The sequence below is a fragment of the Bartonella sp. AA2SXKL genome, assembly GCF_042197205.1.
Taxonomy (GTDB): Bacteria; Pseudomonadota; Alphaproteobacteria; order Rhizobiales; family Rhizobiaceae; genus Bartonella.
Window position 1 is genome coordinate 1 of sequence record NZ_JBHIRN010000001.1, and the last position, 16070, is coordinate 16070.

The 16070-nt window shown below is 38.3% G+C and carries 5 protein-coding genes and 1 pseudogene; all 6 read right to left on the reverse strand.

Annotated features, from left to right (window positions below; genetic code table 11):
- Positions 1–1438, reverse strand: a pseudogene (locus ACFINS_RS00005) (hypothetical protein); the annotation flags it as partial.
- Positions 1439–1864: 426 nt separating this feature from the next.
- Complete coding sequence (locus ACFINS_RS00010; protein ID WP_375611461.1) at positions 1865–2167, reverse strand: hypothetical protein; 303 nt, start codon at positions 2165–2167, stop codon at positions 1865–1867.
- A gap of 4 nt (positions 2168–2171) precedes the next feature.
- The gene (locus ACFINS_RS00015) at positions 2172–2471 is read right to left on the reverse strand and encodes a hypothetical protein (protein WP_375649243.1); all 300 of its coding nucleotides are present in this window, start codon (positions 2469–2471) and stop codon (positions 2172–2174) included.
- Positions 2458–2667, reverse strand: coding sequence for a hypothetical protein (locus ACFINS_RS00020; protein ID WP_375649240.1), 210 nt, complete (start codon positions 2665–2667; stop codon positions 2458–2460). The genes ACFINS_RS00015 and ACFINS_RS00020 overlap by 14 nt, the downstream gene beginning before the upstream one ends.
- Positions 2668–3156: 489 nt before the next feature.
- Positions 3157–8652, reverse strand: a complete 5496-nt coding sequence (locus tag ACFINS_RS00025; RefSeq protein WP_375649237.1) for a YadA-like family protein — start codon at positions 8650–8652, stop codon at positions 3157–3159.
- A 632-nt stretch (positions 8653–9284) separates the two neighbouring features.
- Entirely contained in the window at positions 9285–15596 is a 6312-nt protein-coding gene (locus ACFINS_RS00030) for a Vomp family autotransporter (protein ID WP_375705739.1), read from the reverse strand.
- Positions 15597–16070: the final 474 nt, after the last annotated feature.

Genomic DNA, 16070 nt, shown 5'->3' on the forward strand with positions numbered 1-16070 from the left:
TACCCTGAATTGTGTAAGTTGGTGCTTTACCATTAGATACATCTGCACCACCACCAAAATATTGTGATGTATTTTGACTTACACTTGCAACGTCCCGATTAACCTGCTCCAACTGCGCAAAATTCACTGCATCATCAGGTTCTTCCCCAGCTGCCACTCCTGTAATCTGCTTATTGCCAGCATCAATACCATCCACAGTTATTTTAGCCCCATCAGCAAACAAAATGCCATCATCACTGATAGAGCTTCTCCCAGCGGTAACTCGTTCCACTGTAATATTATTAGCTAGATCAAATGTTACATTATTGTTTTCCTCACCTTTTGTAATCTTAAGGTTGTCGCTTGCAGCCGACAAATCTACAGTATCTTGTACACCAACAGCTTTAGCATTTTTACCTCCAACAGATAGTGTCCAACCTTGGTCTACGTATTTTTGTAATGATTTTAACTGTGCAACATTAACGGCATCAGTGTCGCCACTACCAGCTGCCACTCCTACAATCTGGCGCGTTTTTTTTGATTTAGCATCACCAACACTCACTGCACCTAGCGTACTCGCCCATATCATGTCGTCAGAATCTGAAGGGCCTTTAGTTAAAGAATTATACCCGATAGCGCCAGCAGCAACATCAGCCACAGACTCGCTCCCAAGAGCAACACCCTTATGCTCAGTCGCTCTTGCATCTGAACCAATCGCTATCGAAAGATCTGTTTGAGCTTGAGCACCATAACCTATAGCAATTGCTTTTTGTCCACCTGCAAGTGATTTGTTACCGAATGCAATACTATCAACGCCTTTTGCTTTTGCACGCCCACCAATAGCAATCGTATTGCTTGCTACTGCTTCAGACGCAACCCCTATAGCAATACTTGCTTGTCCACCTGCAAGTGCAGCAATACCAAAAGCTTGTGATCCCCCAAACTTTGCAGTTGCAGCCGCTCCAAATGCTGTTGAATAATGCCCCGTTGCGGAAGATCCACACCCAGTTGCAAAAGAATACACACCATAAGCTTCAGGCAGAACATTTGAAAGACCACCGGTTGCTTTTCCCATATATCCCCCCTTACCGGTCAGACCATCATCAACCCAATTAAGCTGAACCTTCGCCCAGTTAAAAGGACGCTTGCCATTAATCTCTTTATTCATAGAAACTCTTTCATATAGTTCCTCTGCAGTGATTTGGTTATTAGTACCTTGATTGCTTCCACCACGATCAACAACATTAAACACACCACAGTAATCCCTATCGCCAGCTAATACAATACTGCCATGGCTAGCGTATTGATAAGACACGCTAGGACCACTTGTACTTTGAAATTTATCACCTGTTATCGCAAGATTTGCAGCAACCACAGGAGAAACACTCGACAAGAGCGCCGCTATAACTGTTCCCAATGAAACAGCTTTAATCAAATTTGGTGTTGAATATTTTTTCATAATACCCCCTCATAACAATAGATTAAAAACACAAAAAAGGTGTGTTCTAGAGCTTTCTTATTTCCCTTGCGTGTTCCTGCTTTTACAGCGTGTTTTAGGACATAAATAAAATTAAGACGTAAGCTGTTGTTTCTGCAACGCCTTTAGAGGGTAATTAGGGGTAGGTTCGTGAAAGTCAATTTGAGGAAGGTAAAAAAATACTTAATATTAGAATGGATTTCATTTTTCTATCAAAGGTTGTGTGTCGTTTTTAGCTTTGATCTCTTTGAAAAAGGTATAATTTTTGTGCCTATTGATCATCCGCTTAGGCATCAGTTTATTTTTCGTGAATAAGCTCTTTTATTTCATTAGAGGATTTATGAAAGCTTTTTACTAAAATGCCCCATCTATATCCTTACTCATGGTAATGTGTCTCGTTGCTGTATCCTATTTTACAAAAATACTCACTGCTACTTGTTCTTTTATTCCCTTCAGTTGTGAAAAATTCACTGCATCAGTATTGCTAGTTCCTTCTGCAACATTTGTTACTTTTTTACTTGCCGCATTAATATTACCGGTGGTTATTTGCGGGACATCAGTAATTACTAAGCCTGTTGCATCGACTTTTCTTTTCTCTCCTAATGTTATGCTTTTCAATGCTATATCATTAGCCAAACCAAATATGAGCTTATTTTCATCGTCCTTATCTCTTTTAACCCTGAAGTTACTTCCTCCAGATGAAAAATTCATTGTACTATCTAGCACCCATATCTTTAGCTGCCTCACCAGAAATAGACAGTTTCCAACCTTTTTTTCTTACGACTTCTTCTAAATCCTGCAACTGTCTAAGGTTCACTGCATCGGCAGGTTTGCTACCAGCTGCTACACCTATAATTTGTCGCGTTATGTTTTTACTAGGAACACCAATACTTACTGCAAATTTCGTACTTTTCCATTGAAATTCAGTGTTTTTAGCCGGTCCTTTCAGAAGAGACGTATACCCAAAAACGCCATCAGCCCTACCGGACACAGAGTTGTTCTCAATAGCCCCCATCAACCGTCACTTTAGAATAAGAACCTAAAGCGATACTTCCAACCCCATTTGCTTTTGAATAGAAGCCCATAGAAATAGCTTCTTGAGCAAATGCATATAGCACGGAATGACCAAGTGAAATCGAACCATATTCTAAAGCTTTAGAAATAGCTCCCACTACTGTTGAATAATCACTCTTCGCAAGTTGTATAATCATTTTCCCCGTATTCGCTCTTCTTATTATATTCACTACCTATTGCGATACTGCTTTTCTCTAAAGCGTAAGCCATATTGCCTACAGAAACGCTTCATTCTTTTTCCGTTTGCGCTCCACTACCCTAAAGCAATACTTGTGTTTGGAGTACGTTGCATATCTGTAAATCGTTGCATTATAAAGCATACGTTTAAAACTATACGAAAATAAAAGCTAAAACTGTCTTCTTTTAATAAAGGGTATATTCGTATTTACATTTCTTGAAGCATTTTAATAAATCAAAATAATAGCAATCAATTTTTTAAATCTTTACCATTAAGGTCTTTTATTCTCAAAAAAAGTTGTCATAGGCTTTTTATATTCGGATTTTATATAATTACGGGTGTTTTATACATTTAGAATAGCTTTAGAGAACTCTGGAAGAAAGTAAAAAATTTGCCCTTTTCTTCAATTAAGAAAAAGGCAAATCAATTTTATGGATTTAGTCGTTTATTAGTTGAGTATCACATTAACCCCTGTACTTATACCCCAGTGACCTCCAGAAGTGGTAATTGACAAGTTGGAACCAATATCACCGTTCTCTGAAGTATAACCTGCACCAAAAGCAAAAGCAGATTGACTACGCCATAAACCACTACCAAATGCGATTGTTAATTTTCCAGGAATATCACTATAGCGTAAACCAGCTACCGCTAAACCAACAGCTGCTGCTTGTCTTGCCTCTTTTCGAACATCCTCAACAGCATAACTTAATGTCGAAAACTTCATATCCGTATACGAATTAGCCTCACTAACTCCATCTTTTACAAGATGAGAAACTTGCTCATCCGTATACTTATTGGCATTTTCAAGCACAAAATCCATCTTATCTTTTAATTGACCGCCATTAACCGCTTCTTTCGAATCCTTTTCAATCTTTCCATCGGCTACATTGGCTATTAATACTGGAGAACTGTCATCTCCACCAACTAATGTAACTTTATTGGTCTTTTTGCCCGTTTTTTTATCTTTATCGTATTGTACAGATCCCTCCGTAACTTTATTTTCAATATCCTTGACCTGATCTGTAATCATTTGCTGAGTTTCCCAAAGCTGTCCTCCATTCACAGCTTCTTTTGAATCTCTGTCTACCTTGCCATCCTCTACATTGATAATCTTACTTGGACTCTTAACACCCTGAGCATCAACATGAGATGCATCATAGCTTCCTTTTTCTTCATTCCAATTCAGACTATTCGAAGAGGTACCTTTTTCAACTTCTTTTATACGATCGTTGATAGTGCTCATGCTGTCATTAACAACATCAAATGCTTCAGAGACATTATTACGCTCCTCTTTATCACCTTTCGTACCATCCTTATTAAAGACCTGAACGGTGAATTTTGGTCCTTGCCAGTTTCCTTCCTTATCATAACCAGCTCCTCCACCAAAATATGAGGCAAATGTCTGTTGAAGAGTATAAATCTGACCACCATTAATCGCATCAGTCGAATCTTCTGATATCTTTCCTTTCGCAAGGAACGTGATCTTGCTGTTTTCCTTTTTACCTTCTTCCTCATGCTGTGCTACAAACGCACCTGCATCATCACTCCACAACAACGCATTTTGCTCAATGTTGTCTGAAATCTCATTATGAAGATTCTTGAAAACCTTATTTACACCGGCAAACGCGGCTGCAATGCTATCATAATCCTCCTCTACAAAGCTTCCATCTTCTTGGAAAGTCATTATCTTGAAACCTGGAAGGACCCAGCCATCACCATCATACTTAGCATCACCACCAAAATACTTTGCTAGCGATTGATTCAGATCATAAATCTGTCCACCATTAACCGCATCACTCGAGCCTGATACTATAGAGCCAGCCGCAAGTGATGTGATCTTGCTTGCTTTTCTGTCATCACCTTTCCCATGCAGAGCGACAAAAGCTTTGTCACCATCGCTCCAAGATAAAGAATCTTGTGCAACTCCCTCTGAGACCTCCTTAATGCGAGCGTTCACATTCTTGATATTGTCATCAAGCCCTTTAAAGGCAGAACCAACATCGGTATGCGGTTTATCTGTTACTTCACCACCTTTATCAATACTAGATAAATTATAAGTTGGCCCTTTAAAAGCACCATCCTTAAATTCAGCATCTCCACCCAACAATTTTGCTATATCCATTGAAAGAATGTGAACTTGTCCTCCATTGATAACATCCGTTGAGTTTTCCGCAATCGATCCGGCGGCTACATTATGGAGCGCAACAGGTGTAGCATCCTTCCCTTTCCCAAAAGTTACATTTGTATAATCAGTTTGATTATCTGTTGTTTTATCGTAAAGAACAACAGAAGAACTATCCGACAGAAGGGTATCAGAAAGATCCTTCAAACCTTTATCAAATTGCTCTTTGTTCACAGCTTCATTGGCTTTTTCTGCTGCCTTTACACCAGAAAGAGTTCGATCCTTACCACCCTTGTTTGCGATATTGATTTCACTACCTTCTACTCCTTTACCAATGTTGATAATACCTTCATTTTTCGTAACAAGCAAATTACTGATTACATCGCTGATCGCAGTTTGAACCTTTGTGAAAAGTTTACCCACACCTGAAAATGCATCTGATACATTCTTATAGCTTGATTCAGCTTCAGTGCCATCATCATTGATAATTTTGAGCTTAAAATCAGGAACTTTCAATTCCCCATCCTTATATTCAGCGTCATCAGAAAAATATTTTGCAACCTTATCGCCCAGTGAATAAAGTTGAGAACCATTTACGGCATCCATCGATTCTTTCGTAATATCTCCTACAGCAAGCGATGTGATTTTACTTGCCTTTCTGTCATCACCTTCCCCATGCTGGGCAACAAAAGCTTTGTCAGCATCGCTCCAAGATAAAGAATCTTGTGCAACTCCTTCTGAGACTTCCTTAATGCGAGCATTCACATTCTTGATATTGTCATCAAGTCCTTTAAAGGCAGAACCAACATCGGTATGCGGTTTATCTGTTACAACACCTTTTTCATCAATATTCGATAATTTATACTCTGGTACTTTAAAGTTTTTGCCATCAAAGGATACATCTCCACCTAAAATTTTTGATAAATCCTCAGTGATTGCATGAAGCTGATCGCCATTAATCGCATCACTCGAAGCTGATATTATAGAACCAGCGGCAAGTGATGTGATCTTGCTGTTTTCCTTTTCTCCATCTTTTTCCCCATGCTTGGCTACAAAGGATTGTTCTTTACCATCCCACAACAGAGCATCGCCTTGGACAGATTCTTTGATATTCGTGACTTTGTCATTAAAATCATTAACGATGTTCTGCACATTCTTATTCACACTCTGGAAATTCTTATCAATTCCGTCAAAGGCTTCCGCTACATTATTGTAGGTTTTTTCTTCAACTTCAATTTCATTGCTCTCTAAGTTGAAAACTTTGAGTTTGAAGGTTGGTTTGTTCAATACGCCATTCTCATACGTAGCATCGCCGCCAAAATATTCTGCAACTTTGTTGCCCAGTGCATAAAGCTGGGAACCTGTTATAGTTTCGTGCGAATCTTTCTCTACCTTACCATCAGCAACATTAACAATCTTGCTCGCATCCTTCTCACCATGAGCAGCATTGTAGGCACCATCATCACCTACACTGCCATCCCAATTTAAACTATTCGAAGAGAGGTCATTTTCAAATTCCTTTATACGAGCATTCACATTCTTGATATTATCATCAAGTCCTTTAAAGGCAGAACCAACATCGGTATGAGATTTATCTGTTACTTCACCTTTTTTATCAATATTCGATAATTTATACCTTGGTACTTTAAAGTTTTTTCCATCAAAGGATACATCTCCACCTAAAATTTTTGATAAATCCCCAGTAATTGTATGAAGCTGACCACCATTAACGGCATCTGTCGAATTTGTGCTAAGATCTCCACCTGCAAGACCTGTTATTTTTTTACCTGCAGCATCAATACCATCCGCTATTACTTTGGGACCATTTTCAATAGTTAAGCCCGTTTTATCTAAAGTGATGTCTTTTAATTTTACACTGTTCAATGTGACATCTTGTGCCAAATCAAATGTTATTTTTTTGTCTTTATTGTCTGTTGTATCACTATTTTTAATCTCAAAGTTTTTGCTTCCAGAAACCAAATTTAATATATCACCCGGCTGAAAGTTTGAAACAGCCTTATCATTAAGAGAAAGTGTCCACCCTTGTGCTACAAATTCTCTTAATTTTTTCAGCTGTGCAATGTTGACGGCATCAGTGTCTGCATAACCCGCTGCCACACCTGTAAGCTGTCGTGTTATCTTATTCGGAGTATCACCAACACTAAAAGCTCCTTGAGTGCTCTTCCATATCACACCATCATCCGTTGACTGGCTCCCTATGGAAGGATCATAGCCAACTGCGGACACTGAGTTACGAGAAACAGATTTATAACCCACAGCAACACCACCCTCAGGAAGTACTTGTACATTTGAACCTAATGCCATACTATTTTTAGCTGTTGCAGCTGAAAGTCCACCTAATGCAATACTATTTTCACCAGATGCATTTGCAAAACCACCTAATGCAATACTATTTTCACCAGATACATTTGCAGAACCACCTAATGCAATACCATTGTTAGCAGTTGCACTTGAAAGCTTACCTATAGCAATACTTTCTTGCCCACCTTTTCCCTCACTGGCAGCAATTGTAATGCTCTCCGTTTCGGCGTGCCATTTAAAGACACTATCATCGGCAGCTTTTTTAATCTCATTGTGAAGATTTACATAAGACTTACCCACACCCTCAAAGGCTTTGGCTACATTTGGAAAACTTTCTTCTTCCATCTCATTCGTCTCAGGATTTAAAGTTTTAATTTTGAACTCTGGATTATCCCATTGACCATTCGTAAATTTAACACCACCGCCTAAATATCCAGCTATATGGGTAGCTACAACATTCAACTGACTACCATTTGCCGCCTCTTGTGAATCTGCACTAAGATCACCAGATGTAACGCCCATTACCTTTTTATTTCCAGCATCAATACCACCGGTGGTTATTTTCGGACCATCAGTAATTACTAAGCCCGTGGCATCGAAGGTATTTGTACCTGCTTTTAAGCTTGTTAACGTAATGTCTTGAGCCAGATCAAATTTTACTTTATTGTTATCTTCGCCCTTTGTAATATTTAGGTTGCTACTTCCTGCGGAAAAATCTACCGCGCTATCCATAAGAACGGTTGTAGCATTTTTATCTCCAACAGAGAATTTCCAACCGTTTTGTCTTACAACTTGTTCTAAGTCCTGCAACTGTCTAAGGTTCACTGCATCGGTAACATTAGAACCAGCTGCTACGCCTGTAATTTGTCTGGTTATACCCTTACTATAATCACCAAATGAAACTGTTCTCTCTTTTTCATCAGAACTATCGGTTAGAGAAGAGCCGATTGCAATGCTATTTTTAGTATTTCTACTACTACCAGCTAAAGCAGTTAAGCCGATAGCAACCCCTTGGTCAGCCTTCGTCTGCGCTACCTGCCCGAAAACAATAGCATCATGCGCTTCTCCCTGAGCTCGTTCACCATAAATAAGAGGATTACCCAAATCCTGACTGCTAGTTATCTGATCTCCCTTTACAACTCTTGGAGTTAAAGCTGCTCTTGTTATTTTTTTACTTCCAGCATTCATATCAATTGAACGTATCGAATCGCTGGTTTCTGCCAAAACATTCACTATAGGACTATAATCACTTACACCAGTAAGAGTTTTGGTTAAAAAATTTTCATAGTCATCAGCAGCACTTACCTTGGATGTCAAAGCAACATTCAGCGCTGTTAAATAATTTTCCTGTGATGAACTAGAAGAATCCAAATCATTCGAAAAAACAGGGGAAATACTGGCTAAAAGTGCCGCTATTGAAGTCAAGGATAGGACTTTAATAAAAGGAAAACGAGAAAATTTTAAATTGCTCCCTGCTAATTTTGTATATAATTTTTTCATAATGAACTCCCCAATGAAAGAAATAACTATAAACACAAAAAAGACACATTTAAACGCTATTAGGTCCCCTAAAATTGGTTTTTCTAAACGTATTCAAAAATTTAGTACCTGACTGAAAAGATAGAGAAGTTGTGTTTTAGGTTTTATGGTTAATGCGTTTTGCTCTTTTACATTTCCTAAGAAAGTAAATTTTTTTGTGGTGATTGGTTTTTTTTAACCTTTAAACTTATTGGTTGTTTTTTGCAAGGGGTAGAGTTAATTTAGCATATTGTTTTATAGCTTCTTCCAGTAAAGTTGAAATACATTTGAATGGAGATTTTTGTCTTAGTAGAAAGCTTTTTAATAGATTTGTAGAGAGCAAAAGGTTTTTTTATCTGTAGAGTGCTACAGATTTTTCAGATTTAAAAATTAAAGAAGAAAATAATAAACTTATAATTTATGAAAAAACTCATTATCTTATTTTGAAATAAGAGGTTCATTTTGTTGAAAGCGTCCGGTTTTTCTGTTTTTTAAACCTGTATTTATCGTTAGCGCTTATCAATTTATATATATTTTTTTACATACGTAACAACAATTCACCCCTGCCTCATAAGACAGGGGTGAAAAGGAATTTTTATGTATTTTGTTTATTATCAATTCAATGTCATATTGAATCCCGCACCTACACCCCAGTGACCTCCAGAAGTTGTTGCGGATATGTTAGAGCGGTATTTTCCATTTTCTGAGGTGTAACCTGCACCAAAGGCAAATGCAGACTGACTACGCCATAAACCAGTACCAAATCCAACGCTTAATTTTCCAGGTGTATCATTGTAGCGTAAGTTAGACACTGCAAGACCAATAGCCGCTGCTTGTCTTGCCTCTTTTTTCACACTCTCAATACTATAGTTTAAAATATCAAACTTCATATCTGTATATTGCTTAGCCCGATCAACAGCATCATCAATCGCATCAATCACAATATTATTAACCCGTTGATCTGTATACTGCTTGGATTCATCAAGAATAATCTTCATCTGTTCTTTAGTATAATCATGAAGTTGACCACCATTTACAGCCTCTTTCGAGCCTTTTTCAATTTTACCATCAGCTACATTATCAATCAGAACAGGTTCACTGGCATCCCCCCCCGCTAATGTGATTTTATTGGTTTTTTTGCCGTTTTCATCTCTATCATAACGAACAGCATCCTCTTCAATGCCGTCAACTCTATTATTGATGTTATCAACTTTGGCATCAATATTGATAACTGTATCACCAATATCAGCAATCGTATTGGAAATGGTATCAACTCTGTTGGTAAGATGTTTCACATCTTTTTCGACACCAGTGACACGTTCATTGGTTTCCCAAAGTTGCCCACCATTGACGGCATCTTTCGAGCCTTTTTCAACTTTACCATCAGCTACATTGATAATTTTATTCGGCTTTCCATCGCGACCAGCATCATAGGCTTTTTCTTTATCATTCCACTTTAAAGCATCTGAATCGACCTTGTTGATGACATCATCAATACGGTTATTAATATTTGACATATTTTTATTGACGTCACCAAAAGCATCAGCGACATTATGATGCTCTGTCTCAACAGTCGTACCATCAGCATTGACTTGAACAATCTTAAAAGTAGGATCTGTCCATTTGCCATTCTCATATTTGGCACCGCCACCGAAATAATTCGCAAGTTGGTTATTCATGGAATAAAGTTGGTTGCCCGTAATGGCATCTGTTGAACCTTGAGCAATCTCACCATCTAAAAGATACTTCAATTTGCTGTTTGTTTTCTTACCATCTTTTTCATGACGTGCCACAAATGCTTCTTCCTCATCATCCCACAGTAAAGCATCTTTAGAGAAATCTTCAATTTTCTGGTTAAACTCATTGGATACATTCGTTAAGCGTTGATTCACATCTTGAACATTTTTATCAAGACCTGTTAAAGCATCACCAACATTGTAAAAATTAGCCTTCCCTACTTCACCACCTACAATAGCGGATAAAGTATATTTCAGCCCTTCAAAAGCACCGTTAATGAACTTTGCACCACCACCAAAAAACTTTGCAATATCTGCTGATATTTTATTAATCTGACTACCATTGATTGCATCGTTGGAATTTTCAGAAATGCTACCATCTTTTACGTTATGAAGAGCAACTGGTCCGTTGTTCTTATCGCCGCCCAAAGTTACACTACCATAATTAACACTATTATCGTCATTCTTATCATAGAGAACCGCAGCAGCAGTTACTGTCTCAATATCTTTAGAAATCTTATCTATGCTTTTATCAAGTTGGTCTTTGTTAACAGCTTCATCACCATTTTCTGCCTCCCGCACGCCAGAAATTTTACGTCCTGAACCACCAACACCTGCAATATTGATCTCAGTACCAGCGGTATCCTTACCAATAGTAATAATACCTGATGCACCTCCATCTTGCTTAACAAGACTATTTTTTACCACATCGGAAATCTTATTATCAATATTTGTGATAGAAGTATTAACACCTGTAAACGCTTCCGTAACATTATGATAGGTCTCCCCCTGAATAAGGAAAGCTGGTTCTATACCGTTCAATACATCTGCACTACCACCAAAATATTTCGATGTATTTTGAGCGACTGTTTTAAGATTGTCAGTAACAGTTGTAACCTTCTTATCCGTAGCAAAAAGCTGTGAACCATTTACCGCTTGCGTTGATGTTTGAGAAAGTTCTCCATCTTTTACACCGGAAAGTGTTCTTTCTTGCTTATCTTTATTTACAAGGCTGATTTCAGTACCACCGGTTGCTTTACCCACAGTAATAAGACCATCTTCTCCCTCCTGCTTTACAAGGCTATTTTCTGTTACATTGTTAATCTGATTATAGATATCCGTAATAGAACTATCGACACCTTCAAAAGCATCAGCAACATTCGTATACCTATTCTCAACAATATTACCATCAGGATCGTTACGAGAAACTTTGAATACAGGCCCTGTCCATTCTCCATTCTCATATTTAGCACCACCGCCAAAATAATTCGCAATCTTATCGCCCATCTTATAAAGTTGAGAACCATTTATTGCATCTGTTGAATCTCCTGAAATATCGCCATCCGCAAGGAACTTAATCTTACTATCTGTCTTCTGTCCATCTTTTTCATGAAGTGCAACAAATGCACTCTCAGAACTGCTCCACAATAAAGCATCTTTAGAGAGACCCTGAATTTCCTCAGTAAAATTATTGACTACATGTGTTAAACGACTATTCACATTTTTGACATTCGCATCAAGCCCAGTCAAAGCATCACCAACATTTTCAAAGGTTTTCTGTTCTACCTTACCATCTGCAGAAACGGTAGATAAATTATACTGTGGTCCAACAAAAACACCATTTTCAAATGAAGTACCACCACCAAAGAATTTTGCAATATCTCCAGAGATTGTATTAATTTGACTACCATTTACAGCTTCCATGGAGTCTTTGGAAATTTCACCATTTTTTACACCTGCAATGGTTCGCTCTCCCTCAGTACCTCTAATATCAATTTTCGTACCGCCTTTTTCAGCACCAATAGTGATAAGCTTCTGATCTTCTTTCCATTTAACAAGACTATTTTCTGTTACATTATTAATCTGACTATAAATATCTGTGATAGAAGTATCAACAGCAGCGAAAGCATCCGTTACATTGTCGTGTTTTGTATTCTGAACCATAAAAGTTGGTTTGATACCATTAAGTATATCTGTCTCCTCACCACCAAAAAAATCCACTATATTAGTAATATAATTAAACAGTTGATGGCCATTTATTGCTTCTGTTGAATCGGAACTGACTTTTCCAACTGCAACGCCAGAAATAATTCGATCCTTGCCTTCAGAGTTCGCAATATTGATTTCGATACCTTCTTTTTCAGCACCAATGGTAATATTTTTTTTACTTTTACTCCATTTAACAAGACTATTGTCTTCTATCTCAAACTTCATTTTATATAATTGTGAAAGATTAACAGCATCATGCTCATTGCTACCATCTGCGACTCCTGTAATTTTTGTATTGGCGGCATGAATACCACCCTTGGTCATTCTTGGGCCATCTTTGATCATGAAACCGGCATTACTCATTCTGCTGTCCCCTGTTTCTACACGACCAACTTTAATATATTCGCTTAAATCAAACTTTACTTCATTGTTATCACCTTTGGTAATTTTTATATTTGTGTTCTCACTCTCATTATTATCATCGTCTTTATGCTTAACTGCAACAAACTTTACTGTACTTCCTGCTTCAACATCTGTAGCTTCTTCATCTTCAACAGCAAGTTTCCAGCCCGTTTCCATCCCCGCTGTAAAGTCTTTCAGCTGTTTATAATTTACTGCATCAGTATCATCAGTACCAGCTTTCACTTTTGTAATCTTTTTGCCACCAGCATCAATACCTTTCATAGTTATGCTTGGACCACCATCAACAAACTTAAAGCCATCGTTGCTCATAATGCTGTTGCCTGTCGTGACACTCGTGAGCTTAAGAGTATCATTCAAAGAAAATGTAACTTTATTACTGTCTTTTGCAATTTTTATATTTTTGCTACCATCTTCATTTTCACCAGCAACAAAATCTACTGTACTCCCAGCTTTAACATCTGTAGCATTGTTACCATCAACAGAAAGTTTCCAGCCATTTTCTGCAAGTGTCCTTACCTCTTTCAGCTGTTCATAATTTACAGCATCAGTATTGCCTTCTGCCTTAGCTACTCCTGTAATTTTTTTATCACCAGCATTAATACCATTCAAAGTTATGCTTGGTCCATTACCATCAATAAACTTAAAGCCCTCATCACTCATAATGCTGTTGCCTGTCGTGACACTCGTAAGCTTAAGGTTATCATTCAAAGAAAATGTAACTTTATTACTGTCTTTTGCAATCTTTATATTTTTGCTTCCGTCCTCACCCGCATCCGCAACAAGATCTACTGTACTCCCAGCTTTAACATCTGTAGCATTGTTCCCATCAACAGAAAGTTTCCAGCCTGCTTCAGCAAGTGTTCTTACCTCCGTCAACTGCTTATAATTTACAGCATCAGTATCTTCTTCCCCTGCCGCTACTCCTTTAATCGTTTTATTACCAGCATGAATGCCATTAACAGTTATGCTCGGCCCCTCATCACCGTCAAATCTAAAGCCAGCAGCATCCATAATGCTGTCTCCTGCTGTGACAGTCATTACCTGAATATCATCAGCTAGATCAAATGTGACATTGTGATCATTATCTTTTTCGATCTTGATATTTTTTGTACCTTTATTGTCAACTGACTGAAAATTTACTGTACCATTTGGACCAATAGCCGTAGCATTTCCACCGTTAACAGCAAGCTGCCAACTCGTTTTGTTCGCGTTTTTCACCTCTTGCAACTGTTTATAATTCACTGCATCGTTAGGTTCAGACCCATCTGCTACGTTTGTGATCTTTTGCTTGGCTGCATCAATACCATCAATAGTCATGCTTGGACCATCATTACCATTAATAAAAAAGCCGTCTACAGTCATGCGTGAACCGCTTTCACCGTTAACAAAAAAGCCATCATCACTCATCGTGCTTTGGCCTGTGGTGACTTGCGTCAATTTAAGATGATCATTTAAAGTAAATTCAATTTTATGCTTATTATCTGCAGTGTTTTTTGCAATCTTTAAGTTGTCTTTTCCCGCTTCTTTTTCACTTTTCACTGAAAAATCTACAGTATTGCCTGAATTCACATCTGTCGGATCGGTATCGTTAGCAGAAAGTTTCCAAGCTCCTGAAACTAAATCTTTCATGGCTTTTAGCTGTGCTACGTTTACCGCATCGGTATCTTCACTTCCAGCAGCGACCCCTGTAATTTGTCGTGTTAGCGTACCATTACCAATACCACCAACTTCCCCTACACTAAAAGCTCCTGTTGTGCTTTTCCAAGCCATATTGGTTTTTGTTGTCTCTTTACCTGTTGCAGGATCATAACCAGAAACACCCTTCTCTCTATCAGAGATAGCCCCACCACCTACAGCAACACCATCTCTAACAAGCACTTGCGAATTTACACCAATGGCAACCGAATCTTCTGTTTCAGCATAAGCTTGCGTACCTATAGCAATGGCATTTTCTGCCTTCGCGATTACTTTTCTGTTAGGATTATTTTCTTCAGTTCTGTCAGAGCGCCTGCCCCCTATTGCAATAGCACCTGAAGCTTTAGCTTCAGCATCTGTACCTATAGCAATCGTATAACTCTTTTCTGCCTTTACCTTTGTACCTAAAGCAATGCTATTTGTACCTAATGCAGTTGCAAGCCCTCCAATAGAAACTGAAGATTTGCCCGATGCTTCTGAGCCTACACCCATAGCAACACTTGCTATACCACTTGCAAGTGCGGAAACACCAAAAGCTTGTGCACCCCCTGCCTTTGCTGTCGCACCTGCACCAAATACGGTTGAATAATTACCCGTCGCTGCAGATCCACAACCCGTTGCAAAAGAATAAACACCATAAGCCTCAGGCATAGCATTAATGATACCACTAGTGTTTGTTCCCATATAAGTAGCATTGTTGGTTAGAATCCCAGCGCCTTGCCAAGTAACCTTTTCAGTGGTCGTGCCATAAGGTTTACGACCATTAAAAACTTTCTCACCAATAAATCGCTCATATTGTTCTTGTGCGGTTATTCGTTGATTATCGGAAATTCCCTGCTGTTGTTTGCCGCCACGACCAATAACGTTGTCTGCACCACAGTAGTCATCATCACCAGCCAACACAACACTACCATGACTACCGTGTAGATATGCAACACCAGTACCAGCTGTACTTTGACTCACCCCTCCTACTATCGCAAGATTCGCCGCAAAAACAGGAGAAACACTCGATAAGAGTGTCGCCATTACCGTACTAAGAGAGACAACTTTAATTAAATTTGGTGTGGAATATTTTTTTTTCATAAGAATCTCCTCCTACAGAGTTCAACATCATCACAACGCGCGAAAACACACATGGCAAAACCCTTAGTTTGCGCACTTCAAAAACCAATAAATCAAGACAAAACTCCCCCCTACGATACCGATACTTATCCGGCATCGACCTAAAATCTCTGCAACAACATCGAATCTAGAAAAGTCCCCAACCCTTTTAGCTAGAGGGATTCAAGCTAAAAAATAAATAAAAACACAAGACTTTGAAAATATACCGTAATCTCCATTCAAAAACACTGCGATTTATCTCTTAACAAAATAGTTTCACTAAAGAGCAATTCTACTTTTCAAATAAAGCGCATCAGAAGAATGGCAAGAGCGTAAAAATAATTTTTTATAAATTTGTAAAAATACTTCTCAATAAATTAGCTGTTCTTATACGCACAAATTTATGATTTTTTTAACTTATCGCACAATGTAATAGATAATGATTATCATGATAAT